This window comes from Microbacterium oxydans (genome assembly GCF_900095745.1).
Classification (GTDB): Bacteria; Actinomycetota; Actinomycetes; order Actinomycetales; family Microbacteriaceae; genus Microbacterium; species Microbacterium oxydans_B.
The window spans coordinates 19,411-42,554 of record NZ_FMIR01000012.1 but is presented as its reverse complement, the minus strand read 5'-3'; the positions used below and the strand labels follow the sequence as shown (position 1 = coordinate 42,554).

29 protein-coding genes are annotated in these 23,144 nt (G+C 69.2%); 17 read left to right on the top strand and 12 right to left on the bottom strand.

The window, feature by feature from the left end; genetic code table 11:
* Positions 1 to 7: 7 nt before the first annotated feature.
* The 6 genes from BQ2383_RS05265 to BQ2383_RS05240 all read right to left on the bottom strand — a co-directional run bounded on the left by BQ2383_RS05265 (position 8) and on the right by BQ2383_RS05240 (position 5,757).
* Positions 8 to 745, bottom strand: coding sequence for an amino acid ABC transporter ATP-binding protein (locus BQ2383_RS05265; RefSeq protein ID WP_091030656.1), 738 nt, complete (start codon positions 743 to 745; stop codon positions 8 to 10).
* Positions 742 to 1,608 (bottom strand): amino acid ABC transporter permease, encoded by an 867-nt coding sequence (locus BQ2383_RS05260; protein ID WP_091030652.1) that lies wholly within the window; start codon positions 1,606 to 1,608, stop codon positions 742 to 744. The genes BQ2383_RS05265 and BQ2383_RS05260 overlap by 4 nt, the downstream gene beginning before the upstream one ends.
* Positions 1,605 to 2,459 carry an ABC transporter substrate-binding protein gene (locus BQ2383_RS05255; RefSeq protein WP_091030649.1) on the bottom strand — a complete coding sequence of 285 codons (855 nt, stop codon included), beginning with the start codon at positions 2,457 to 2,459 and terminating at the stop codon, positions 1,605 to 1,607. Before BQ2383_RS05255 ends, BQ2383_RS05260 begins: the two co-directional genes overlap by 4 nt.
* Before the next feature lie 75 nt (positions 2,460 to 2,534).
* Positions 2,535 to 2,963, bottom strand: a complete 429-nt coding sequence (locus tag BQ2383_RS05250; protein WP_091030645.1) for a cupin domain-containing protein — start codon at positions 2,961 to 2,963, stop codon at positions 2,535 to 2,537.
* Positions 2,960 to 4,318 carry an amidohydrolase family protein gene (locus tag BQ2383_RS05245; protein WP_244175904.1) on the bottom strand — a complete coding sequence of 453 codons (1,359 nt, stop codon included), beginning with the start codon at positions 4,316 to 4,318 and terminating at the stop codon, positions 2,960 to 2,962. Before BQ2383_RS05245 ends, BQ2383_RS05250 begins: the two co-directional genes overlap by 4 nt.
* On the bottom strand, positions 4,315 to 5,757 hold the full coding sequence (locus BQ2383_RS05240; protein WP_091030642.1) for an adenosylhomocysteinase: 1,443 nt from the start codon (positions 5,755 to 5,757) through the stop codon (positions 4,315 to 4,317). Before BQ2383_RS05240 ends, BQ2383_RS05245 begins: the two co-directional genes overlap by 4 nt.
* An 81-nt stretch (positions 5,758 to 5,838) precedes the next feature.
* Here BQ2383_RS05240 and BQ2383_RS05235 point away from each other — a divergent pair, with 81 nt between their 5' ends.
* From BQ2383_RS05235 to BQ2383_RS05205, 7 genes are all read left to right on the top strand, one after another.
* On the top strand, positions 5,839 to 6,417 hold the full coding sequence (locus tag BQ2383_RS05235; RefSeq protein WP_091030639.1) for an AAA family ATPase: 579 nt from the start codon (positions 5,839 to 5,841) through the stop codon (positions 6,415 to 6,417).
* A 60-nt stretch (positions 6,418 to 6,477) separates the two neighbouring features.
* Complete coding sequence (locus BQ2383_RS05230) at positions 6,478 to 6,726, top strand: type II toxin-antitoxin system Phd/YefM family antitoxin (RefSeq protein WP_029264316.1); 249 nt, start codon at positions 6,478 to 6,480, stop codon at positions 6,724 to 6,726.
* Complete coding sequence (locus tag BQ2383_RS05225; RefSeq protein WP_091030635.1) at positions 6,723 to 6,980, top strand: type II toxin-antitoxin system RelE family toxin; 258 nt, start codon at positions 6,723 to 6,725, stop codon at positions 6,978 to 6,980. The genes BQ2383_RS05230 and BQ2383_RS05225 overlap by 4 nt, the downstream gene beginning before the upstream one ends.
* A gap of 85 nt (positions 6,981 to 7,065) precedes the next feature.
* Positions 7,066 to 8,451, top strand: coding sequence for an LLM class flavin-dependent oxidoreductase (locus BQ2383_RS05220; protein ID WP_208617622.1), 1,386 nt, complete (start codon positions 7,066 to 7,068; stop codon positions 8,449 to 8,451).
* A 64-nt stretch (positions 8,452 to 8,515) separates the two neighbouring features.
* Complete coding sequence (locus tag BQ2383_RS19655) at positions 8,516 to 8,728, top strand: type II toxin-antitoxin system HicA family toxin (RefSeq protein WP_091030628.1); 213 nt, start codon at positions 8,516 to 8,518, stop codon at positions 8,726 to 8,728.
* Positions 8,729 to 8,739: 11 nt separating this feature from the next.
* The gene (locus BQ2383_RS05210) at positions 8,740 to 9,147 is read left to right on the top strand and encodes a hypothetical protein (RefSeq protein ID WP_091030624.1); all 408 of its coding nucleotides are present in this window, start codon (positions 8,740 to 8,742) and stop codon (positions 9,145 to 9,147) included.
* Between the two features lie 112 nt (positions 9,148 to 9,259).
* Positions 9,260 to 9,802 (top strand): dihydrofolate reductase family protein, encoded by a 543-nt coding sequence (locus BQ2383_RS05205; RefSeq protein WP_091030621.1) that lies wholly within the window; start codon positions 9,260 to 9,262, stop codon positions 9,800 to 9,802.
* A gap of 41 nt (positions 9,803 to 9,843) precedes the next feature.
* Here the strand turns inward: BQ2383_RS05205 and BQ2383_RS19300 are convergent, their stop codons facing one another.
* Positions 9,844 to 10,020 carry a hypothetical protein gene (locus BQ2383_RS19300; protein WP_047522894.1) on the bottom strand — a complete coding sequence of 59 codons (177 nt, stop codon included), beginning with the start codon at positions 10,018 to 10,020 and terminating at the stop codon, positions 9,844 to 9,846.
* A 9-nt stretch (positions 10,021 to 10,029) separates the two neighbouring features.
* Positions 10,030 to 10,401 (bottom strand): DUF4406 domain-containing protein, encoded by a 372-nt coding sequence (locus tag BQ2383_RS05200; RefSeq protein WP_091030617.1) that lies wholly within the window; start codon positions 10,399 to 10,401, stop codon positions 10,030 to 10,032.
* Between the two features lie 54 nt (positions 10,402 to 10,455).
* Here BQ2383_RS05200 and BQ2383_RS05195 point away from each other — a divergent pair, with 54 nt between their 5' ends.
* Positions 10,456 to 11,202, top strand: coding sequence for a DeoR/GlpR family DNA-binding transcription regulator (locus BQ2383_RS05195; protein WP_091030615.1), 747 nt, complete (start codon positions 10,456 to 10,458; stop codon positions 11,200 to 11,202).
* A gap of 32 nt (positions 11,203 to 11,234) precedes the next feature.
* On the opposite strand, the gene BQ2383_RS05190 is transcribed toward BQ2383_RS05195, so the two are convergent.
* Both BQ2383_RS05190 and BQ2383_RS05185 read right to left on the bottom strand, forming a co-directional pair.
* Positions 11,235 to 12,407 (bottom strand): exo-beta-N-acetylmuramidase NamZ family protein, encoded by a 1,173-nt coding sequence (locus BQ2383_RS05190; RefSeq protein ID WP_091030611.1) that lies wholly within the window; start codon positions 12,405 to 12,407, stop codon positions 11,235 to 11,237.
* 4 nt (positions 12,408 to 12,411) lie between these two features.
* Complete coding sequence (locus tag BQ2383_RS05185; RefSeq protein WP_244175903.1) at positions 12,412 to 13,278, bottom strand: MurR/RpiR family transcriptional regulator; 867 nt, start codon at positions 13,276 to 13,278, stop codon at positions 12,412 to 12,414.
* Positions 13,279 to 13,427: 149 nt separating this feature from the next.
* Here BQ2383_RS05185 and BQ2383_RS05180 point away from each other — a divergent pair, with 149 nt between their 5' ends.
* The 5 genes from BQ2383_RS05180 to BQ2383_RS05160 all read left to right on the top strand — a co-directional run bounded on the left by BQ2383_RS05180 (position 13,428) and on the right by BQ2383_RS05160 (position 18,299).
* Positions 13,428 to 14,714: an ABC transporter substrate-binding protein gene (locus BQ2383_RS05180; protein WP_091030604.1), complete on the top strand. Its 1,287-nt coding sequence runs from the start codon at positions 13,428 to 13,430 to the stop codon at positions 14,712 to 14,714.
* A gap of 54 nt (positions 14,715 to 14,768) precedes the next feature.
* On the top strand, positions 14,769 to 15,725 hold the full coding sequence (locus tag BQ2383_RS05175; protein WP_091030601.1) for a carbohydrate ABC transporter permease: 957 nt from the start codon (positions 14,769 to 14,771) through the stop codon (positions 15,723 to 15,725).
* Positions 15,725 to 16,642 carry a carbohydrate ABC transporter permease gene (locus BQ2383_RS05170; RefSeq protein ID WP_091030597.1) on the top strand — a complete coding sequence of 306 codons (918 nt, stop codon included), beginning with the start codon at positions 15,725 to 15,727 and terminating at the stop codon, positions 16,640 to 16,642. The genes BQ2383_RS05175 and BQ2383_RS05170 overlap by 1 nt, the downstream gene beginning before the upstream one ends.
* A gap of 64 nt (positions 16,643 to 16,706) precedes the next feature.
* Positions 16,707 to 17,630: a serine hydrolase domain-containing protein gene (locus tag BQ2383_RS05165; RefSeq protein ID WP_244175902.1), complete on the top strand. Its 924-nt coding sequence runs from the start codon at positions 16,707 to 16,709 to the stop codon at positions 17,628 to 17,630.
* A 39-nt stretch (positions 17,631 to 17,669) separates the two neighbouring features.
* The gene (locus tag BQ2383_RS05160; RefSeq protein WP_091030591.1) at positions 17,670 to 18,299 is read left to right on the top strand and encodes a hypothetical protein; all 630 of its coding nucleotides are present in this window, start codon (positions 17,670 to 17,672) and stop codon (positions 18,297 to 18,299) included.
* Between the two features lie 27 nt (positions 18,300 to 18,326).
* On the opposite strand, the gene BQ2383_RS05155 is transcribed toward BQ2383_RS05160, so the two are convergent.
* Positions 18,327 to 19,244, bottom strand: coding sequence for a TY-Chap domain-containing protein (locus tag BQ2383_RS05155; protein WP_091030587.1), 918 nt, complete (start codon positions 19,242 to 19,244; stop codon positions 18,327 to 18,329).
* Positions 19,245 to 19,309: 65 nt separating this feature from the next.
* The gene (locus BQ2383_RS05150; RefSeq protein WP_244175901.1) at positions 19,310 to 20,032 is read right to left on the bottom strand and encodes a MerR family transcriptional regulator; all 723 of its coding nucleotides are present in this window, start codon (positions 20,030 to 20,032) and stop codon (positions 19,310 to 19,312) included.
* Positions 20,033 to 20,093: 61 nt separating this feature from the next.
* Between BQ2383_RS05150 and BQ2383_RS05145 the strand changes: the two genes are divergently transcribed.
* Genes BQ2383_RS05145 through BQ2383_RS05130 form a run of 4 tightly spaced genes read left to right on the top strand, consistent with a single transcriptional unit; the run spans position 20,094 to position 23,108 of the window.
* A complete protein-coding gene (locus BQ2383_RS05145) occupies positions 20,094 to 20,534 on the top strand; it encodes a DUF6194 family protein (RefSeq protein ID WP_091030584.1) in 441 nt (146 codons plus the stop codon).
* Between the two features lie 2 nt (positions 20,535 to 20,536).
* Entirely contained in the window at positions 20,537 to 21,067 is a 531-nt protein-coding gene (locus tag BQ2383_RS05140) for a putative immunity protein (RefSeq protein ID WP_091030580.1), read from the top strand.
* 54 nt (positions 21,068 to 21,121) lie between these two features.
* The gene (locus BQ2383_RS05135; protein ID WP_091030577.1) at positions 21,122 to 21,799 is read left to right on the top strand and encodes a response regulator transcription factor; all 678 of its coding nucleotides are present in this window, start codon (positions 21,122 to 21,124) and stop codon (positions 21,797 to 21,799) included.
* Positions 21,792 to 23,108: a HAMP domain-containing sensor histidine kinase gene (locus BQ2383_RS05130; protein ID WP_244175900.1), complete on the top strand. Its 1,317-nt coding sequence runs from the start codon at positions 21,792 to 21,794 to the stop codon at positions 23,106 to 23,108. Before BQ2383_RS05135 ends, BQ2383_RS05130 begins: the two co-directional genes overlap by 8 nt.
* The last annotated feature ends 36 nt before the right edge of the window (positions 23,109 to 23,144 follow it).

Sequence of the window (23,144 nt, the reverse complement as noted above, 5' to 3'; positions counted from 1 at the left end):
CGGGAGCTCAGTGCCGGACGCGCGCGAGGAACTCCGCGGTCGCTGCCTGCTGCGGCGCATCGAACACCTGCGACGGCGGCCCCTGCTCGACGACCACGCCGTGCTCGAGGAACACGATACGGTCGGCGACCTCGCGGGCGAACGACATCTCGTGCGTCGCCATCACGATGGTCGCACCCTGCTGCTTGAGCTCGCGCACCAGGTCGAGCACCTCGCCGACCAGCTGCGGGTCGAGCGCGCTGGTGATCTCGTCGAGCAGCAGCACCTCGGGCTGCGTGAGGATCGCGCGCACGATCGCGACGCGCTGCTGCTGCCCGCCCGAGAGCCGGTCGGGGTACTCGTCGGCCTTGGCGCCGAGCCCGAGCGTCTCGAGCAGTTCGCGCGCCTTGGCCCGCGCCTCGGTCTTGCGCATGCCGTGCACGCGGACGGCCGCGAGCGTGACGTTGTCGAGCACGGTCAGGTGCGGGAACAGGTTGAAGTGCTGGAACACGACGCCGATCCGGGCGCGCACGGCGTCGGCATCCACCCGCGGATCGGTGATGTCCTCACCCGAGAGGAAGATCTGTCCGTCGTCGATGCCCTCGATGAGGTTCATCGTCTTCAGCAGCGTCGACTTGCCCGAGCCGGAAGCGCCGATGAGCACGACCACCTCGTGCGTGCCGACGGCGAGGTCGATGCCGCGGAGCACGTCGTGGTCACCGAAGCGCTTGCGCACTCCCCTGGCCTCGATCACCGGGACGCTCATACGACTCCTCCGGCCTGCTCGCGCTTGTTCATCCGTGCCGTGACGACGTCGGTCAGCCGGATCATCGGCCAGCTGAGGATGATGAACATGAGCCCTGCGACGATGTAGGGCGTGTAGTTGTAGGTGTCGGCGACCATCAGCTGGGCGGCGCGGACGGCGTCGACCACGCCGAGCACCGAGATCAGGCCGACGTCTTTCTGCATCGACACGAAGTCGTTCATGAGCGCGGGCACGACCTTGCGCACACCCTGCGGGATCACGACGATCCGGAGTGTCTGGCCGTGGGTCAGTCCGAGCGATCGCGCGGCGATGCGCTGCGACGGGTGCACGGCCTCCATGCCGGCGCGGAGCACCTCCGCCACGTAAGCGGAGTAGGTGAGGACGAGCGCGATCGTGCCCCAGAACATCGCGGGCATGCGCGGGAAGATCATCAGCGCCGGGATGCCGAAGCCGATCAGGTACAGCACGATCAGCAGGGGGATGCCGCGGAAGAAGTCGGTGTAGGCCGCCGCGAGCGCGCGCAGCGGGAAGAACACCGGACCGCGCAGCGAGCGCATGGTGGCCAGGGTGGTGCCGAAGATGGCCACGCAGACCGCGGCGATCACCAGCACCAGGAGGTTGACGAGCAGCCCCTGGAAGATCGGGCCGATGCTGTCGAGCGCGACCTGCGGGTCGAAGAACGTCTGACTGACGACCGCCCACCCGGGGGTGTTGACGACGACGATGACCAGCACCGCCGCGACGACGAGGCTGCTGATAAGTGCGATCAGGACGGACCGGGTGGTCGCCCGGCGCCGCAGGACGCGGCGCGACAGCTCGAGCTCGCTCGGCTGCCACGCCGTGTCGACGGGCTGTGAGGTCATTTGAAGACGGGGACGTCGACCGCGTCGCTGAGCCACTTCTGCTGCAGCTCGTCGAGCGTTCCGTCTTCACGCAGGGCGTCGACCGCGTCAGTCACGGCCGGCGTGAGCGCCGAGCCCTTGGGCAGCACGATGCCGAAATCGTCGCCGCCGTCGGCCCCGGCGAACTGTCCGGTCACGACGCCGTCGTCGAGCTGTGCGCCGACGACGTAGAAAGCGCCGGGGAGGTCGGTGATCATGGCGTCGATCTGGCCACCCTTGAGGGCGAGCACGACGTCGTCGACCGAGTTGAAGACGCTGAGGTTCGCTTCGCCCAGCTCGGCCTTGGCGACCGTGTAGCTGGTGGTGCCGCTGGCGACGCCGACCTTGGTGGCCTTGAGCTCGTCGATGGTCGTCGCGGATGCCGCGGGCGAGTCGCCGACCGCGACCACGGCCTGCGTGGTCGTGTAGTACGGCGACGAGAAGTCGACGGCCTTCTTGCGGTCATCCGTGATGGAGAACTGCTGCAGGTTGATGTCCCAGTCCTTCGGGCCCGGCGCGATGGCGCCGTCGAAGGTCGTGCGCACCCAGACGATGTCGTCGGCCTTGTAGCCGAGCTGCTCGGCGACCGCATTCGCGACCGCACCCTCGAAGCCCTCGCCGTTGGAGGGGTCGTCATCGACGAACCAGGGCTCGTAGTTGGGCTCGCCGGTCGCGATCGTGAGCTTGCCCTCGGTCACGGTCTGCAGGCCCGAGTCGTCACCGCTGCCGGATCCGGTCTCGGCAGCGGGGGCGCTGCAGGCGGCGAGGGTGATGGCGAGGGCGGCGGCAGCGGCTGCGGCTGCCGCGCGGCGGAGGGAGGGAGCGAAGGGCACGATGACTCCAGTGCGAGAAGGGTGTGGTGGAGACGGCGAGGCAGGCGGGTCTGCTTCTGCAGAGACGGTCTGCCTCTACAGAGTAGGCGATTCGGCGAGACGCCAATCGGCGAAATCGAAACCTGGAGACACGAAGCACGAGACCAGTGCCTCGTCGGCATCGAGCGGGCGGGCGGCCTGCCAGATACCGGCGGGAACCAGCACCTGGGCGGCATCGTCGGGGCCGAGTACGACCGTGGTCGCCGCGCCCGGTTCCGCACCGTCGCCGCCGAGGCGGAGTTCGAGTCGCCCCGGACCGTGCCAGAGCCACAGTTCGTCACTGGTCACGACGTGCCATTCGCTGCGCTCGGTGGGCAGCAGCAGGTAGTGGATGCAGGTGGCGGCCGGGCGCGGGCCGTTCGGCGTCTCCACGGGCAGCGGGCTCGTCCACGTGCGACGGAACCAGCCGCCCTCGGGGTGCGCGGCGAGGTCGAGCCGTTCGGCGGTCGCGGGGCGCGGTGTCATGCGGAACCTCCGGATGCGGGTTCGACGGGTCGGGATTCGGCGGGTGCGGATTCGACGGGTGCGGATTCGACGGCGGCGCGCTCGAAGGACTCGATCGCGTAGCGCACCTCGCCGGAGACGACCGTCGCGGCGGTGCGGCCGGCCCCGTGCTCGACGAGATCGGCGACGGCATCCGGGCCGGCCGGGATGTCGAAGAAAGTGAGGTCGGCGAGAGCGCCGACGGCGAGGTATCCGGTGCGTTCGGGGCCGACGTCGATCCCCATGGCGTGCGCGCCGCCGAGGGTCGCGGCACCGAGCAGTCGCGCGTGCAGGTCGCGGTCGGTGTAGCCCTGCGACCGGGCGATGCGGGCGAGCTCCGCCACATCGGCGAGCACGTCGAGCGAGGGGCTGGACGACAGGGAGTCGGTGCCGACGGCGATCGGGCTGCCTTCGCGCAGGTACGCGGCGATGGGCGGCTCCTCGAGTCCGATGACGGCGTTCGAGCGCGGGCACAGTGCCACGGTGGTGCGGCGCTCCCGCAGGATGGCACGGTCTCGGGCGCTCATGTACACGCCGTGCGCGATGTGGCAGTCGGGACCGAGCACGCCGAGCTGGTCGACGAACTCGGTGGCGCTGGTCCCGAATCCGGCCTTGCGCAGCTCTTGGAAGCTGGCGAGACCGGCCGTGTGCCAGGCCTGCGGATGCTCGTGCGCGAATTCGCTCTCGAACGCGGCCTCGCCGAGGTGGATATGGATGCGTCCGCCGCGCTCACGCACGATGTCGGGGATCTCCAGCAGCGGCTCGATGTCGAGCGAGTACGGAGCGTGCGGCGACAGGCCAGTCCCGGGCGGGGTCGGCAGCGCGTCGAGGGCCCGCTCGACCTGCGCGCGTCCGGTGCGCGCCCAGTCGTCGTTGGTCCAGCTCATCACCTCCCAGTAGGTGATGCCGTGCAGTCGGGCGTCGTGCAGGGCGGTCGCCGCCGCGCGGTCGGTCACGACGTCGGCCACCGCTGTCGTGCCCGAGCGCAGCGCCTGTGCCGCGCCGTCGGCGGCATCCGCGGCCCAGTCGCGCCCGCCCTCGTAGACCGGGTCGAACGCCCGCACCCAGTCGTCGAACCCGTCGTACTGTCCGCGGCCGACCGAGGCCATGCCGGTGTACTGCAGGTGGGTGTGCGCGTTCACGAGACCCGGGGTCAGCACGCCGGGCCAGTGCACCTCGTCGGCCTCGATCCCGCGCTCGGACAGCGACCGCAGCACCCACTCGCGCTCGCCCACGTGCATGATGCGGCCGTCGCGCACGGCGACCGCGCCGTCGACGATCGGTGGCGCGGTGATCGGCACCACGAGCCCGGCGGAGTAGACGGTGACGACGGTCATGCGGATGCTCCCCGGAATCGCGGCGAGCGCCACTCGCGCAGTGCATCGACCTGCGCGGGGCTGCGCTCGTCGATGCGCTCTCCGCGGACGGCGAGTGCGGCCGTGCCGATCGTGGTGTCGGCCTCGGGCGGGAGCGGATGCACTCCGGCGGGCAGGTCGTGCGTGAGCAGATGCTCGACGGCGAAGAGCTGCACCGCGAACGACAGATCCATGATCTCGATCGGGTTGCCCTCGCCAGCCGACAGGTTCACGCAGCCACCGCGGGCGATGACGAGCGCCCCGTCTCCGGCGCGTTCGACGAACGGAGAGGCTTCGCCGTTCTCGTCCGCGTACTGTTGCAGCGTCGAGGGGTCGAGGTCGATCTCGTGCGGAACGCCGCCCGCGACCGCGACGACCGCCGCCGTGCGCAGGACTTCGACGTCGACCGTGTGCGGAGCGCCCGTGGCCGAGACGACGAGTGCGCCCGGTGCGAGGTCGTGCAGCCGGCCGATGCGGTGGCCGTCGTGGGCGGCGCGGAGCGCGCGGACGGGGTCTGTCTCCGTGACCGCGACCTCGACGCCGAGTGCCCGCAGGTGCGCGGCGACGCCCTCGCCGACGGGGCCGTATCCGACCACGACCGCGGGCTGGTCGCGGATGTCGATGCCCGCGGCATCCAGCGCATCGGCGATCGCGAACACGCACGACTGGCCGGTGCCGTAGCGGTTGTCGAAGGAGGTCTTGGTGAGGGCGTCGTTCACGGCGATGACGGGGATCTCGAGCACGCCTTCGCGCTCCATCAGCCGCAGCGGGGTGAGTCCACTCGTCGTCTCCTCCGCCGCGCCCTTCATTTCTACGGCTAGGCCCTCCTCATGCGCGAGGCGGATCAGATGCGAGCCGTCATCGAGCAGCAGGTCGAATCCGCGGCGCAGGAACGCCACGGCGGCGGCGCGTTCGGCCGCTCCCGCGAGCGCCGGGTCGCCGTCGACGGGGATACCCCGGGCGCGCAGCACCGCGGCCACCTCGACGTCGATCTCGTCGGGGTGCGCGTAGACGGTGACCGTGGCTCCGGCATCCCGCAGCAGCAGGGCGAGTTGGGCGGTCTTGGGTTCGAGCACCATCGCGATGCCGATCCGGACGTCGCGCACGGTCCCGGCCTCGCCGAGACGCCGGGCGAGGTCCGACGAGACGGGCATGTGGCGTCCGGCCGCATCCACGCGGTCCTCGGCGGTCTTCCGCACCGGCAACGGGTGGCCGTCGAGGAGGATCTCGGGCGCCTCCCCCGTCACGAACGTGACGCCGTCGTCGCCCAGGTGTGCACCGAGCGCGGGCAGCAGCTGACGCAGTGCATCGGCCACGGCATCCGTCCCGACGACCGAGAAGTCCCGACCCGACACGAGCAGGTTGGTCTCGCGGGCGAAGCGGCGCACCAGACGCTGGGCGGTCACGGTCTCGTCGGTCACCTGTCAAGGGTAGAGCCCGTGGGGGCGGGTGAATGCCAGCAGATGACGCCACGCGATCCGCCCGAATGTGAGACTTGAGGGATGACGGCCGTGGGATCAGTGGACACTCGCCTTGTCGTGTTCCGCGGCGACTCCGGTTCGGGCAAGACGACGACGGCGACATCGCTGCGTCCGCTGCTCCGCGCCAAGACCGCGGTCATCCATCAGGACCATTTCCGGCGCACGCTTCTGGCAGGCGGCGAGAAGGCGTCTCGATCGGCCGACGCCGCCGCACTCATCGACACCGTCGCCCGCCAATCGCTGGACCTGGGGTACGACGTCATCCTCGACGGGGTCTTCAACCTCCGGGATTATGCCGGGCGGTTGGAACAGCTGTGGCGGGACCATCGAGGCGTCACTCGCATCTACCAGTTCGACGTCGGGTTCGAGGAGACCGTCCGACGCCACGAGACACGAGAACTGCGCGACGCCTTCAGTCCAGAGCAGATGCGCGCGTGGTACGACGGCTGGCAGCCGCTCGAGTTCGTCGAGGAAGGCCGCATCGGCCCGGAGGAGACGCTCCCTACGATCCTCGCCCGCATCGTCGCCGACTTGTGCGAGGGCAGCTCCTCCCCAGTCGCCGATTCTCGGAGACCGAAGGATCGATTCACGGATTCGTAGATGCCACCGCCTGGCCGCGGCATCATGTACATCTCAGACTTCAAGATGTACAATTGGCCCATGTCCACGATCAGCGTCGCCGACGCGCGCAACAACCTCTCGACGGTCATCGCCCGCTCTCAGGAGGAGGCCGTGTTCATCGAGCGACGCGGTCAGCGTGCCGCCGTCGTGGTCAGCCCGGAGCAGTACGAGCGGATGATCGAGGCACTCGAAGATGCCGAAGACGTGGCCGCGTTCGACGAGGCGATGGCCGAAGAAGGCCCGGACATCCCCTGGGATCAGGTAAAGGCCGACCTGGGCTGGACGTGAGTTATCGGATCGAACTGCGCCCCGCTGCGGTTCGAGCATTGAAGAAAGTCGACCATCAGGATCGCGACCGGATCCGCGGTGCCATCGCCCTGCTCGGCGAGAACCCCCGCCCGCCGGGAACGAAGGCGCTGCAGGGACGCAACGGACTCCGCGTCCGCGTCGGGAACTACCGCATCATCTACACGATCGACGACGACGTGCTCATCGTCGCGGTCGTCACGCTGGGTCATCGGCGGGACGTCTACGAGCGCTGACCACCCTGCCCGACACATCCCCGGAATGTGTCCGCGCATTTCGGCGGCCCTGGACCACCCCGCGCCGTTCGCCTTTCATGGGGGCATGACCCGTCAGATCCGCTTCAACGCCTTCGACATGAACTGCGTCGCCCACCAGTCGTCCGGCCTGTGGCGGCACCCCGACGACCGGTCGCGGCATTACAACACGATCTCGTACTGGACGGATCTGGCGAAGCTGCTGGAGAGCGCGACCTTCGATGGCGTCTTCATCGCCGACGTGCTCGGCACCTACGACGTCTACGGCGGCACGAACGAGGCCGCGATCCGCAACGGCGCCCAGGTGCCCGTGAACGACCCGATCCTGCTGGTGAGCGCGATGGCCGCGGTCACCGAGAACCTCGGATTCGGCATCACAGCCGGCACCGCGTTCGAGCACCCTTACCCGTTCGCGCGACGTCTGAGCACGCTCGACCACCTGACGCAGGGCCGGATCGGCTGGAACGTCGTGACCGGATACCTGCCCAGCGCCGCCCGCAACATGGGCCAGGAGGATCAGCTCGCGCACGACGACCGTTACGACCACGCGGACGAGTACGTCGAGGTGCTCTACAAGCTCTGGGAGGGCTCGTGGGAAGACGATGCCGTGGTCGAGGACCGCGAGCGCGGCATCTTCACCGACCCGTCGAAGGTGCACCCGATCGGGCATGAGGGGAAGCACTTCAGCGTTCCCGGCATCCACATCTCTGAGCCGTCGCCGCAGCGCACACCGGTGATCTACCAGGCCGGTGCGAGCCCGCGCGGAGTGAAGTTCGCGGCCGAGAACGCCGAGGCCATCTTCGTCGCCGCCCCTTCGAAGGAGGTGCTCGCCGGCACCGTGAAGCGCATCCGCGATGCCCTGGAAGCTGCCGGACGCGACCGCTACGACGCGCGCGTCTACACACTGCTCACGGTGATCACCGCCGCGACGAGCGAGGAGGCGACCGCGAAGCACGCCGAGTACCTCTCGTATGCGAGCCCCGAGGGCGCGCTCACCTTCATGTCGGGCTGGATGGGCGTCGACCTCTCGCAGTACGCCGAGGACGAGCCGGTCGGGAACGTCGAGTCGAACGCGATCCAGTCGGTGCTGCAGCATCTCAAGGAAGAGGCCGACCTCGGCCGCGAATGGACCGTCGGCGACTTCGGACGCCACAACGCGATCGGCGGCCTCGGCCCCACGGTCGTCGGGTCGGGTGTCGAGATCGCCGACGAGCTGCAGTCCTGGGTCGAAGAGACCGACATCGACGGCTTCAACCTCGCCTACGCGGTCACGCCCGGCACCTGGCAGGACGTGATCGAGCACGTGATCCCGGTCCTGCGCGAGCGCGGCGTCTACCCGAACGAGTACACGCCGGGCACGCTGCGAAACAAGCTGCAGGGCAAGGGAGACCGCGTACAGGACACGCACCGCGCCGCGAGGTACCGCGTCGGGGCGTTCGCGCCGAGCGCCTGAGAGCAGTACTCCGGAATAGAACAAGCAGTATTTGTACTCGCAGTACAAGCGTCATTAGCATAGAATGATGACCAAGCCGCAGAGGTACCGGGATGTCTCGCGATTCCTCCGCGGGCAAGGCTGGCAGAACACCCGCACACGCGGCAGCCACCACATCTGGCAGTCCGGAGACCGAACGCAGACGCTGTCCATCCCGGTCCACGGTGACACAGTAAAAGCCGGAATCGTCCGCCAGGTGCAGACCGCGTTCCCGAACACTCCGAGCGCATGGAATTGAAGGGCAGAGACATGACGACCAGACTCAGTGCCCGCGCCTCCCGCGATGACGACGGATCGTGGACGATCGAGATTCCGGAGCTCACCTCCGAGACGCCCAGCGGCGCAACGATCGTGGCGACGGGCAGCGCGCTCACTTTCCGCGGAATCAAGAAAGCCGCCTCCGACCTCGCGTCCGTCTGGCTTGATGTCGAGCCCACTGATGTCGAGGTTGACGTCGTCATCGATGCGCCCAGCCGAGTTATGCAGTTGCTCGCGGACAGCAATGACGCGACGGCCGCCGGAGAGGCGGCGATAGAACGAGCGGACAGGCTCCGGCGCGAAGCAGCTCGTGCGCTCCGCGCCGACGGCTACCCTCTCGAAGCAGCCGGCGCTATCCTCGGCGTCACGTACCAGCGGGTGCAGCAGCTCGCCAGCTAGAACACGCACGTTCTTGAGGCGCCTGCCGGGGGCGAGTTGGATCACCAGCACTCCGACGACGCAAGTCGCTCGACGCAAGTCACCTGACTCACCTCCACGGAAGGAGCAGATCATGGCTCGAGTGATCGTCCACGCGACCGTGACCCTCGACGGGTTCCTGGCGGATGCGGACGGCGGAGTCGACTGGATGTTCGGCCGCCCCTCCGCTCCCGAAGACGATGTCGTCGTCGAGAACGTCATGAAGAACATCGGCGCCATCGTCGGCGGGGCGAACAAGACGCAGACCATCGACGACGGAGAGATCCCCTACGGCGGCATGCTCAAGGTGCCGGTCTACCTCATGACCCACAGCGAGCACGAGCCGATCGAACGCGACGGGATCACCTACACGTTCGTGGTCGACGACATCGCGCAGGCGGTCGAATCAGCCGCGCAGGCTGCGGGCGACAAGTGGGTCAGCCTGCTCGGCGGGAGCATCTCGCGACAGTGCCTCCAGCTCGGACTCGTCGACGAACTCCACCTCGACGTCGCGCCGGTCCTGCTGGGCGGCGGCATCTCGCTGTTCGCCGGGCTCGGGCAGCGCATCGAGTTGGAACGCCTCGAGACCTCGGCCTTCGCGAGCGAGACCCACCTCCGCTACCGCGTGCTCCGCTAGGACCTCTCGCCGAGAACGCGTCCGACGAGGGGGCCGCGCCGTCAGTCGTCGCTGCGGCTGAAGATCCCGCGCAGAACGAGGAACACCACCACGGCGACGACCGCGACGATCGCGAGCTTGAAGATGAACGCGAGCACCGAGAACAGCGCACTCACGATCCACCACGCGATCACGACGGCGAGGATGACGCCGAGGATGGTCCAGATGTTCTTGGTCATGCCTCCAGCCTACGGAGTCGAGGCTGAGGGGATCTCCTCGAGCGAGCGATAGACGGGCAATCCGCGCTCCTGGGCGATCTCGACATCCTTGTCCGCACCCGACGACTCACCGGTAAGGCGCAGCACGGCGTCGCAGTGCTGCAGCAGCCGGTGCGCCGTCTCGTACATCACATCGCCGTCGCCGTCGCCGGCTTCGGCGGAATCGAGCGTGCGCAGGATCGGCAGCGCCACCCACTCCCCGATCATCGGCACGTGGCCGAGACGGAAGATCGGCCCGGAGGCCTCTTCGAGGCGCGCCAGGTTCCGGGCGATGAGTTCGGGGTCGCCGCCGGTGCCCGAGCGGTACGGACCGGCGATCAGGATCAGGAGTGGTTTTGTCATGCGGATGACTGTAGTCTGAATCGTGCAAGAACGTGCAACTTCGTGAGGAAACATATGCTGGCCGCGCAACGCAAAGACCACCTGCTCGCCCTCCTCGACCGCGAGGGACGAGTGGTGGCCAAAGCTGTCGCCGACGAGCTCGGAGTTTCGGAGGATGCCATCCGCCGCGACCTCCGCGAGCTCGCCGAAGAGGGGAAGCTCCTCCGCGTGTACGGCGGCGCACTTCCGCTCGCCGCGCCGGAACCCCCGGTTCGCGAGCGCGCCGAGCTGGCGACCGAGAGCAAGGAACGCGTGGCCCGCGCTGCCGTCGCCACCATCCGTCCCGGATCGACGATCGTCCTCGACGCCGGCACGACCACACTGGCGATGGCCCGGATGCTGCCCTCCGGCACAGGAATCACCGTCATCACGGCGAGTCCCGCCGTCGCCCTCGCCGTCGCCGAGCACTCGGACGCACGGGTGATCATGATCGGCGGCGAACTCTCCCGACACTCCCTCGTGACGGGCGGCGGGCTGGCGATGGAGGCGATCCAGCACCTGTCTGCCGACACCTTCTTCCTCGGCACCACCGGCATCGATCCCGACCGCGGCCTCACCACAGGCGAACTCGACGATGCCGTCACGAAGCGCGCGCTCGCGTCGCGCTGCACCGAGACCGTCGTGCTTGCGAGTGAGGAGAAGATCGGCGCCGTCGCGCGCTACCCCGTCCTGGCGCTCGATGCCGTCACCGCGATCGTCACCGACTCGGCCGACACCAACCCGCTCATCGCGGAGATCGCGGGACGGGTCGGAGGAGACTGACCCCCGCTTCGGGCCCGAGACGGGCGGGAACCTCAGACGTAGAGCAGATCCTGGGCGACCGCATCCCTCCACCCGGGAACGGCGAGGCGCTCGGGATCGTCCCATTCGCCGCCGACGATCTGCGCGAACGCCCCCTCCACACCGAAGAGCTTCTCGAGCGGGGTCCAGTCGGACTCCCCGGGCATGGGCACGAGGGAGCGCTCCTCGAGCATCCCGGGGTGGATCTCCTCGATCAGCGACAGCAGGCGCACGCCCGTGCGCACGGGCCGCAGCGCCTCGGCATCCGTGACGTGCAGGATCACCCCCTCGCACGCGTCACCGGCGTGATCGCGGACCAGCGGTGTGAAGCCGTAGGGAACCGCGGCGATGCCGGGAAGCCCGGCCGCCGTGATGGCTGCGGCATAGCGCTCCCCGTCGATGAAGGGCGCCGCGATCACGCGGAACGGCACCGCGGTGCTTCGCCCCTCCGAGACGTTCACGCCCTCCGCCAGGCAGGTGCCGGGGTACAGCAGGGCCGTCGTGGGGCTGGGGAGGTTCGGGGACGGCGGCATCCACGTGCCCTCATCCACGCGGCGAGCCGTATCGCGAGACCACCCGTCCACCGTGACGACTTCGAGTTCGACATCGATCCCGCGCGTCCGCACCCAGTGGCGGGCCAGCTCGCCGATCGTGAGCCCGTGCCGAATCGGCATGCTCCAGCGTCCCACCAGGGACTGCGCCCGCTCGTCGAGCATCGGTCCTTCGGCCCGGTCGAGGCGGCCGCCGATCGGGTTCGGACGATCGAGCACCACGACCGCCACACCGGCATCGGCGCACGCCTCGAGCACGTGGCTCATCGTCCAGATGTACGTGTAGAACCGGGCACCGACGTCGGGCAGATCGATCAGCATCACGTCGAGGTCGGCCAGGTCGGAGGCGGCAGGACGCACGGCGTCGCCGTACAGACTGCGCACCTCGACGCCGGTGACCGGATCGACGAGATCTCCGACGAGTTCACCCTCTCGCGCACGCCCGCTGAGTCCGTGCTCGGGACCGAAGAGCCGAGTGAACCGCCATCCGGTCTCGGCCAGCGGCTGCCGTCCGCGTCGGAGATCGGAGGTGAGCGCGAGGTCGTTCGTGACCATCCCGACGCGACCCCCTTCGAGGCGCGCGAGCAGATCGGGACGGATGTCGCGTCGGATCAGGCGGTCGATGCCGAGAAGCATGGGATCAGTCGATTCTGTGGTCGGTGACGGCGTTGTAGGTGCGCTGCAGGTTGTCGGAGATGGTGTCGTAGTCGGCCTGCGCGATGCGGGTGAACAGGAAGTCGAGCACTGCGAGCTGGGCGATCCGACTCGCCATCGCGCCGGATCGGAACGTCGACTCCGAGACCGCGGTGACGAGGACCAGCGAGCAGACCCGTGCGAGCGGAGACCGGGGATTGTTGGTGATGGCGATGGTCGTCGCCCCGGCGCGGGCTGCGACCTTGGCCGACTGGACGATCTCGAGAGTGCGACCGGAGTGCGAGATCGCGACCGCGACATCCCGTTCGTCGAGGAGTGCGGCACCGGTGAGCGCGAGGTGGAGATCGGTCCGCGCCTGCGCCACGAGTCCCGCGCGGTGCAGCTTCTGCTCCAGGTCCTGCGCGGCGAGGCCGCTGGAGGCCGCGCCATAGATGTCGATGCGGCGGGCGGCGCGCACCGCATCGACGCAGCGCTCCAGTTCGTCGATGTCGATCTGCCGTGCCGTGCGTTCGATGGCCGACGCCTCGGCGAACGCGATCTTGCGCACGGTGGTGAGCGCGTCGTCGTGCCGGCTGACATCGCTCTCCGACACCTGGAACCGCTCACGGTCGGAGGCGCTGCGGTCGAGCTCGGTCGCGAGAGCGAGGCGCAGATCCGGGTACCCGGAGAACCCGAGGCTCTGCGTGAAGCGGGCGATGCTCGCGACCGATGTACCGCAGGCGGCGGCGAGATGGGTGATCGAGTTGTCGACCACGCTCTGCGGATCGGCGAGCACGTGCGTGGCGATGCGGCGCTCGGTGGGCGTGAGCGCGGACAGGCGCTGATGGATGGCGGTCATCGCACTGGTGGACACGGCACCAGGATGACACGACCATGTTACGAATGGAAGTAATTTTCGGAAAGGGCTTGAGTTTCTGTAAAAGATTCCCCAAAGTGGGCGGAGGCTTTCACAGCAGAGATGCCCCGGTCCCGCCGACGGCTCTCACAACCGAGAGGAACACCATGCGATACCGCACCACCCGACTCGCGTTCACCGCAGGTCTCCTGGTCACGGGGCTGGCCGTGGCCGGATGTGCACCCGCGGCTTCCAGCGGAGAGGCCGGCGGCGAGGACGTCACTCTGAAGATCTGGTCGTGGCAGGCTTCTTCCTCCCCCAAGTGGGAAGCCGTCTTCGACAAGTACGAGGAATCGCACCCCGGCGTGACCATCGAGTTCGAGGGCTACCAGCCGACCGAGTACAACCAGATCCTCGCAACCGGCCTCGAGGGCAGTGACGGCCCCGACATCGCCATGCTCCGCGCGTACGGCGGCATCCAGCCGGCGATCCAGTCCGAGCAGATCGTCCCGATCGACGACATCGTCGACGGGCTCGACCAGTTCGATCCGACCGTGCTGCGCGCGGCTCAGGGCAAGGACGACGGCAAGACCTACGGCGTGCCCTTCGCGTACCAGACGATGCAGATGTTCTACAACAAGACGATGTTCGACGAGATGAAACTGAAGGAGCCGAAGGACTGGGACGAGTTCATCGAGCTCCAGGAGAAGCTCCTCGACGAGGGCGTCACCCCGATGGCCCTCGGCGCCCGTGAGGACTGGGTCCTGCCGATGTTCCACGACATCGTCGGTTCGGCGAACTACGGCGGTGCCGACTTCGAGGAGAAGGTGCTCGCCGGCGACGTCGACTTCACCGACCCGGCCTACGTGTCGTCGCTCGGGATCGTCAAGGACATGCAGAAGTACCTCGACAAGAACGTCAACGCGATCGCCGTGGCGGATGCCGTGCTGCAGTTCACGTCGGGTCAGGCCGCGCAGTGGCCCGGCGGCTCGTTCGACCTGCCGACCTTCCAGAACTCGGCACCCGACACCGAGTGGGGCGTCTACGAGGTGCCGCCGGCTCCGGGCAGCGCGCTCGACCACGCCGTCACCCCCGGCTACGCCGACGGCAGCTTCGGCATCAACGCCTCCAGCGACCAGCAGGAGGCCGCGACAGAGCTGCTGAACTGGATGACCACGAAGGAGTTCGGCCAGCTCGTCGCCGACGAGGTCGACCAGTTCTCCGCCCTGCCCGGTGTGAAGTACTCCGACCCGCTGATGCAGGAGATGAACGAGCAGTACACCGCCAACCCGGCGCCGTACCTGCTGCTCGTCGACTTCCGCTACGGCGACCCGACCGGCACGGCCGTGCTCGGACCGGACATCCAGGCGATGTTCCTCGGAGACAAGACCCCCGAGCAGCTCGGCACCGACCTGCAGACCGGGATCTCCACCTGGTTCACCCCCGCATCCTGACCCGACCGTGAGGGGCGCCGGCCTCGGCGCCCCTCACGCAGCGAAAGAGGCATCATGGCCCTGACCCTCCCCCTCCGCCGGGAGAAGACACGGCGCTCACGCGCGGGAATCGCGCTGTCGACCCCGACCGCGACGCTGTTCGTCCTTCCCGCCGCGGTGCTGTTCGCCGTGCTCATCCTCTATCCGATGCTCGCCGCGCTCAGCTACTCGTTCTTCGACTGGCAGGGAACCAAGCAGGGCGGTTTCGCCGGCGTCGCGAACTACATCACCCTCCTCACGAAGGAGCCGTACGCCTCCGAGCTGTGGAACGCGTTCGGACACAACCTGCTGCTGTTCGCGGGCGCACTCGTCTTCCAGAACTCGCTCGGCCTCGGCATCGCGACGCTGCTACACCGTCGCAAGCGCACCAAGCGCTTCTTCCAGACGATCTTCGCGCTCCCCTACCTCGTGAGCCCGATGGTCATCGGCTACCTGTGGTCGCTCATGCTCTCCCCGCTGTTCGGCCCCGTCAATGCGATCCTCCGCGGCGTCGGGCTCGAGAGCCTCGCGCTGCCGTGGCTGGGCGACCCGCAGCTCGCGATCTGGGTGATCGTGCTCGTGAGCGCCTGGCAGTGGATCGGCTTCCCGATCCTGCTCTACGGCGCAGCGCTCGGCGGCATCCCCGAGGAGATCGAAGAAGCCGCCGCCCTGGACGGCGCCACCGCAGGCAAGCGCTTCCGGTACATCACCCTCCCGATGCTCACGCCGACCATCGGCATCATCACCGTGCTCACGTTCATCGGCAGCATGGAGGCCATGGCGATCCCGTTCGCGCTCGCGGGCTCGAACGGCGCCCCGGCCGGATCCACCGACGTGATGATGCTGCTCTTCTATCGCACCGCGTTCGAGTCGGGGAACCCGAACTCGATCGGCGTCTCCTCCGCGCTCGCGACCGTCCTGTTCATCTTCATCATGGTGATCTCGGTCGTGATCACCTCCACGATGCGTCGCGCCGAACGAAAGCTGTTCTGATGAGCACCGCCACCGAACCCCGCACCGAGCCGACGACCGAGGCGATCGTCTCGGGCCGTCCCTCCGCACCGCGTCGCCGCACGAGCCGCACCTCGGACACCCCGTTCATCGGGCGGCTGTTCGCGAACATCTTCCTCTGGGGATATGCGCTCATCGCGATCGGTCCCCTGCTGCTCATGGTCAACAACTCGCTGCGTACCCAGCAGCAGATCGCGACCGAGCCGCTGGGCCTCCCGGTGCCGCCGACCTTCACGAGCTTCCAGAGCGCGTGGATCACGGCATCCTTCGACACCTACTTCCTCAACTCCATCACCGTCACGGTCGGGTCCGTCATCGTCACGACGGTGGTGTCCGTGCTCGCCGCGTACGCGTTCGCCCGGGCGAGGGCGAAGTTCTTCCGCGGCATCGAGGCGGTCTTCCTCTCCGGGCTCATGCTGCCCGTGCACCTGGCGATCCTGCCGCTGTTCTACCTGCTCGACTCGCTGAAGATGACCAGCAACGTGTTCAGCCTGATCCTCGTCTACGGCGCTCTCGGCATCCCGTTCACGACGTTCGTGCTGACGGTGTTCTTCCGGGCGCTGCCGATCGAGCTGGAAGAAGCCGCCCGCATCGACGGAGCCGGTCCGTTCCGCACGTTCATCCAGATCCTGCTGCCGCTCGTGCGGCCCGCCCTCGCGACCGTGATCGTGTTCCGCTTCGTGCCGGTGTGGAACGACTTCTTCTACCCGCTGATCCTGCTGCGCGACCGCGACTCGTACACGCTGCCCGTCGGGCTCACCCGCTTCTTCGGCGAGTACTCCACCGACTGGCCGCAGTTGTTCGCCGGGCTGACGATCGCGACGATCCCGCTGATCGTGCTGTTCCTGCTCGCGACCAAGCAGATCATCAACGGGCTCACCTCCGGAATGAGCAAGTGAGGCGCCCGTGGTGAACGGGGCGCCGGGCTCGGCGTGGGCCTCGTTGCGGAGCCCACACCGAGGGGTGGCCGAGGAGCTGACGCTGCTCGGCACCCCCGCGGACGACGACCCCGAGCCGCTCGGCGCTGATCATCTGTTCGACCTGGCCTCGCTCACGAAGATCTTCACGACCGTTGCCGCGCTGCGCCTGGTGGATGCCGGGATGCTCGACCTCGATGAACCGGTCGCGCCCGTGCTGCCGGTCGGCACGGGCACGGGTGCCGCGCTCATCACTCCCCGGCACCTACTGACGCACACCGCTGGGCTTCCGGCCGAAGGCGGCGCGTGGCGATCGGGGCTCGCGGGCGAAGAACTGCGCTCCACCGTGCTGCGAAGTGCACTGCGTGCCGAGCCGGGCACCGCGCACCTCTACTCGGACGTCGGATTCATCGCCGTCGGTGAGCTGATCGAGCGGGTCTCGGGCCGCTCTCTCGCGGAGCTCGTCGCGGACGCGGCCACGGTCATGGGCGCGGAGGCACTCACCTGGAGCCCTTCAGCGACCCGTGCGGTGGCCACCGAAGTGCAGCCGCATCGCGGGCTGGTACGGGGAGAGGTCCACGACGAGTTGGCGCACGCGCTCGCTCGCCCCGCGGGTCACGCCGGGCTGTTCGGGACCGTGCACGACGTCGCCGCCCTCGCCCGCACGATCCGCGACGGCGGCGAGGGGGTCCACGGGCCGGTTCTCTCTGTGGAGAGCGTGCGCCTGATGGTGACACCGGTCGTCACCGCGGCGGCGGGCTACGGCCAGGCGGTCGGTCTGCGGGTGCGGGACTCGGCGTGGATGGGCGAGGTGCACGCCGTCGGCCACACCGGCTTCACCGGCACCGCTTTCGCGGTCGATCTCGACTCCGGAGGCTGGGGCGTGCTGCTGACGAATCGCGTGCATCCCTCACGGGAGGGCGCCGATGTGACCGCGGTGCGCCGGGACTTCTTCCGGACGATCGTCTGAGGTCCCCGCCTGCCCTTCGCACTCCAGTAGCGTCTTCCCATGAGCTTCACGCCCCTCCGGTCCCGGTCGCGCAATCTCTACACCTGGTTCGCCACACGCCCTGATCTCTTCGTCTCCGAGCGCTCGCCCCGCAAGTCGGCGACCTGGCTCGTGATCGCCGGGCTCATGGTGGTCGTGATGCTCCTCGTCTACCTCAACCCGGAGTCGACGGCCGAGCTCCTCGGCGGCCGCGTGCGCAGCGGGCTCGCGATCGCCGGTGCCTTCTTCCTCCCGCCGGCTGTCTTCGTCGCCGGCATCGTGATGTTCTTCGTCAGCGCCCGACGCTGGCGGATCAAGGGCGGAGGCGTCCTCACGAATCCGGTGATCCACGGTGTCGCCGCGGGATTCCCGCTCGATCAGACCGTGTCCGCGCTGCGGCGCGGCAGCTCCGACAGCGCCGGCATCGTCGCCGCACTGAAGGACGTGATCGAACACCGGGGCGATGACCGACTGCTGACCATCTGGACCTCCGACGCCGATCGGGCGATGTACATCGGCGTGATCCGCGTCGCGGGGAAGGAACTCTGGATCGACTCCGAGCCGGTCGCCGTGGACCCCGCGCTCTTCTTCGACGCGAAGGAGCTCAACCGCACCGCGATGCGCGAGCAGGCCGGCCTCGGCGGTCGCTGAACCGCGCCGGCGTCCCGAAGGCGCTGATCAGACCTGGGCGGGACCGAGCCCTGGGAACTCGAGTGAGGTCTGCTCCGGATCGCGCCAGGCACGGTGCACGAGGGTGTCGGGGCTCGTCGCTCCATAGGCATCCCGCAGCGCCGCGACGCAACGCTCGGCGAGTTCCCGGAAGTCGCTCGCGTACGCGGGCAGCGGGAGCTCCGAAGTCCAGTTCGGCTGCGCGGCTCCCGGCTCGTTCCATCCGGCGGCTCGCAGCACCGACTCATCGGCATCCGCGACCAGATCGCGCGCCGGCGCCTCGGCGTGGAGCGTCCCGGGGTCTCCGGCGAACTGCACGTAGCGCAGCGGGTCGCCGTCGACCGAGACGATGAGGAACACGCCGTCGGTCACACCGCGGAGCGCCGTGATGAGACGGAGAGTGAACGCTCCCCAGGCCGACGGCTCGGCGTCGGACGGCCGCGGGACCGGGCGCTGCGCGACGGCGTCTCGGGTCGACGCCGCCCACGGCATCGGCTCGGGTGTGCGGGTGGTCGTGAAGACGAGGTCCCGGTCGTCGGCGGACACGAACTTGAGCCACGACTGCAGCTCGGGCCGCTCGAACCCGAACCTCTCGAACCCCTGCTCGGCTGCGCGCGGATCGCGGGTGTCGAGGCGTACCAATGCTCCGCCGCCCGGCTCGACGGTGACCGGGATGCCGCGATACGTGCCGCGGTGCGCGACGCGGAAGCACTCCAGCTGTTCGTCGGGTGCGATGTTGCGGACCCACCCGTTCCCGATCTTCCGGAAACCCTCGACCGGGGTGGGGCTCCAGAGCGCCCAGTTGCCGCCCGGGCTGGCGAGCGGGTACTCCGTGTCCCCGGCGCGGACGTATCGTCCCGACTTCTGCATGGTCAGCACCCCGGATTCCGGATCGGCGCCGCGAGCACGCGCATCATCTTCGGCCACCGCAAGCTGCACGTCATACGAGCCACCCTAAGCGAGCCGTCCGACCTCGCGGTCGACGACGACCGTCAGTCTCCCTCGCCCCGATCGGCGAGCAGCGCGTGCAGGTGCCCGGCGGCCGCGAGGAGCGCGACGCTGCGCCGCGTGAGCACGACCAGCCGGTCCTGGAGGATGCGCTGCACCTCGCCCGTGTCGGCATGCTGCCGCACGTGTTCGAGGATGCGCGAGATCGGCGGGATGCCGTAACCGCCGGCGCGCAGGGCGGCGACGATGCGCGCCTCGGTGATCGCCGCCGCACCGTACGAGCGCGTGGATGCCGTGCCGCGGCGCGGGTGCACCAACCCTTCCCGCTCCCAGTGACGCAGCGCGGACGGACGGATGCCGAGAGCTAGCGCGAGTTCGCCGATGGTCATCGCGTCCGCGTCATCGAAGTCGTCGTCGGCCTCGACCAGAGCGACATCGAGGCCGTGCAGGGCCTCGCGCACGCGGGAGCGCTCGTCCGCGAGGCCGACGTGCAGCTCGTCGATGCGCTCGGCTGCGGCCTCGACCGAGGCGCCGATCAGAGTCGGCATCAGTCGCCGGGCCGGCACAGGGCCGATGGCGGCCGCCATCGCACGATAAGCGCGCGCGGCGGTCTCGTGCCGCCGCGCGTAGCGGCGATAGCCGTTGGACGCGCGCTCGGCCGGAGGGATGACCCCGAGCCGCTCCAGGTCGCGCACCTGCTGCGTCGAGTAGCCCACGCGTCGTCCGAGCGCAGCCGTCGTCATGACATCCTCTTGAGGGTTCAGCATGCGAATCTCCCTCCTTCCCGCATCAAAGTCCACATAAGCACGTGAACCTCATCATTGAGGGATGACAATGCAGGAGATCATCGACACAGTCCGTGGCTTCGACGGCGTCCTCGTCGTCACCCCCGAAGAGGGCAGCGACTTCCCCGCGCTTTCCTGGGGAGACGCCTACTTCTATCACGCACCGGACGGGCGGATGCCGGAGCGCACCCAGCCGTACGGAACGATCATCACGAAGGACTACCCCGACGACACGACATCCGCGCTGGATGCGCCAGGGCGGTTCCGCGTCAACATCAACGTCGGCCGCGAGCGCGCGGTGTCACTCGTCGCCGTCGGCCCCGCACCGACGGAGGTCGACGTGTTCCACCGGCATCCGCTCTACGGTGCGGCCGGGTGGGTGTGCGTGATCGACCCGGGCGAGCGGACCGAGGGCGCCGTGCTCGATCTGCTCCGCCAGGCGCACGAGTCCGCACGGCAGCGGGCCGAGCGGCGGGCGAGGTGAGCATGACCACTCCCCAGGGCATGACCGAAGCCGACCGGCGGATCGTCGCAGTGTGGGCCGCCGACTGCGCCGAGCGGGTGCTGCCCCTGTTCGAGACAGAGGCGCCGGACGATGACCGCGCCCGCGACGCGATCGCGAGAGCTCGAGCCTTCGCCCGGGGCGAGCTCACCGCCGCCGGCGAGATCCGTCGGCGATTCGTCGCGGGCAGGGCTGCGCACAGTGCGAGCTCACCGGCAGGGGCTGCCGCCGCCCGTGCCGCCGCGCAGGCCGCGGGCGTCGCACACATGGGCGCCCATGCACTCGGAGCGGCGGCATACGCCGCGAAAGCCGTGGAGCTGGCGCATCCGTCGAATCCATCGGCCCGCGCCGAGGAGGTGCGCCGGCAACTCGCCGCCCTCTCCCCTGAGGCATCCGCCGCTCTGCGCGCACTCCCCCCGCTCGGCGAGGATTCCGCGGGCCCTCTCGGCCCCGGCCTGCTCGCCACCGGCACGCTGGGCGAGGTGATCCGCGAGCTCCAGGCTCACCTCCGCTGACGCGTCCTCCCGAGCTTCAGCCCCGATTCAGCCTCTACCGGCCACACTGGAGGAATGCGGATCCTGGTGGTGGACGACGAGGTGCGCCTGGCCGAGGGTGTGCGCCGCGGCTTGGAGGCCGAGGGCTTCGCCGTCGACGTCGCGCACAACGGCGTCGACGGACTATGGCGGGCGCGGGAGACCCGGTATGACGCGATCGTGCTCGACCTGATGATGCCGGGCATGAGCGGCTGGAAGGTGTGCGAGGCGCTGCGCGCCGAGGAGAACTGGACGCCCGTGCTGATGCTGACCGCCAAGGACGGCGAGTGGGACCAGGTCGAGGCGCTCGAGACCGGAGCCGACGACTACGTCACCAAGCCGTTCTCATTCGCGATCCTCGTCGCCCGCCTCCGCGCCCTCGTGCGCCGCGGGGCCGTCGCGCGCCCCGCGATCCTGGAGGCCGGCGATCTGCGACTCGACCCCGCCGCCCACCGGGTGTGGCGCGGCGACACCCCCGTGACCCTCACCGCACGGGAGTTCTCGGTGCTGGAGTACCTCATGCGCCACCGCGGCCAGGTCCTGTCGAAGCGCGCACTCATCGAGGGTGTCTGGGACGACGACTTCGACGGCGACCCGAACATCGTCGAGGTCTACGTCGGGCATCTGCGCCGCAAGCTCGACAAGCCGTTCGGCCGCGAGGCGATCGAGACGATCCGCGGTGCGGGCTACCGGCTGGCGGCCGACGGTGGCTAGGCGCAGCTGGCGCTCGGTGCGCGGGAGGACCACGCTCGGGGCGACGGTCGTCGTCGCGGTGGCCCTGCTCATCGGCGCCTTCTCGTTCTACGGGGTGCTCAGCGCCAGCATCCACGGCAGCACAGAGCGGGCGGCTGAGCAGCGCCTCGATGAGCTCGCCGAGCGCAGCGACGGACCGGGCCGCGGCGGGATCGACTCCCTCGAGGACGAGTTCGTGCAGCTCATCGGCCCGGACGGATCGGTACGGGCGGCCAGCGAAGATGCCAGGGAAGCGCTCGGTTCCGCGGCTCTGCCCGTGTCCGACGACCCGCAGACGCTGACCGTCGACGGGGAGCGGATGCTCGTCGTCTCGGACGACCTCGATGATGACCAGACGCTCGTGCTGGCCGTGTCGATGGATGACGACGCCGAGACCCTGACCACGGTCGCGACTCTGCTCGCCATCGCCGTGCCCCTGCTCCTGCTGCTCGTCGCGGTGACCACCTGGCTCGTGGTCGGCCGGGCGCTCCGTCCGGTCGAGCGCATCCGCGAGAAGGTCGACGGCATCACCGCCGAGCGCCTGCACCAGCGCGTGCCGGTGCCCGAGACAGCGGATGAGATCGCGGCGCTCGCGACCACCATGAACGGGATGCTCGATCGACTCGATGCCGCGGCCACCGCGCAGCGACGTTTCGTGTCGGATGCCTCGCACGAGCTGCGCTCTCCCCTCGCGACGATCCGTCAGCACGCCGAGCTCGCGCAGGCCCACCCCGACGTGACGAGCATCGGCGAGCTCGCGGAGGTCGTCTCGGAAGAGGGGCTGCGCCTGCAGGGCATCGTCGAGTCCCTGCTGCTGCTCGCCCGCCTCGACGAGGGCGCGAGCACGCACGACGAGGCGGTCGACCTCGACGACATCGCGCTCGGCGAGGTGCGCCGGCTGCGCGCGGCCGGGTTCGACGTCGACGGCTCCGGCATCCAGGCGGCCAGGGTGAACGGCGATCCTCGCCTGCTCGGGCAGCTGGTGCGCAACCTCGCCGACAACGCCGTGCGGCACAGCCGCGGCCGGGTCGCGATCGCCGTGACCCCCTCCGGCAGGCATGTGTTCGTGACGGTCGAAGACGACGGCACCGGCGTGCCCGCCGAGGAGCGGGAGCGCATCTTCGAGCGCTTCGTGCGCCTCGATGACGCGCGGAGCCGCGACGCCGGTGGCAGCGGACTGGGTCTCGCGATCGCCCGCGGCATCGCCTCATCGGCTCGCGGGACTCTCGCGGTCGACGACTCCCGCTGGGGTGGCGCCCGCTTCGTCGTCACGCTGCCGCTCGGCGCCTGAGCGCGGATCCCCCCGTTCCTGAAGACGGCTTCAGGA